General features: G+C 58.3%; 1 protein-coding gene. It reads right to left on the reverse strand.

Going from position 1 to position 415, the window contains the following annotated elements; translation table 11 throughout:
* The coding region (locus tag EOA28_RS38315) for a divalent metal cation transporter (protein WP_148671239.1) at positions 1-415 on the reverse strand (415 nt) is incomplete at both ends.

Below are 415 nucleotides of genomic sequence, written 5' to 3' on the forward strand. Positions count from 1 at the left end.
CTATTGGTATGGCGGCAAGAAGCAGCGAGATCGTATAGACGCTGCAGAAGCCGGGATCTTCGCGTGGTTTCCTGTCTTCTCCCCACGTCCAGCCGAAGCCTTGCGCGACGAGGTAGGCCTGCTGCAGGGCGATTTCGAGCGCCGCGCCGAAACAGGCTATGGCAAGCGAAGCGACAAAAAGGACAAAGCCCCAGAACCCGAATATCGGGATCAGGAGCAGTGGCAGTTGATGATAATCATCGACCTGGTTAACTCCGTGCTCGCCTAAGACCAGCGCGGCCACGATCAGCACACTGACCGAGATGGTGCCACCAAAGCTCATGCCGAGGCCCGCAATTGCGCGATTCGTGCCGAGATAGGTCTTGTCCCAGTGGTCCTCGACGGCGCCTGAGGAATAGAACATGAAGAGGTAGGG

This window comes from Mesorhizobium sp. M2A.F.Ca.ET.067.02.1.1 (assembly GCF_004023285.1).
Lineage (GTDB): Bacteria > Pseudomonadota > Alphaproteobacteria > Rhizobiales > Rhizobiaceae > Mesorhizobium.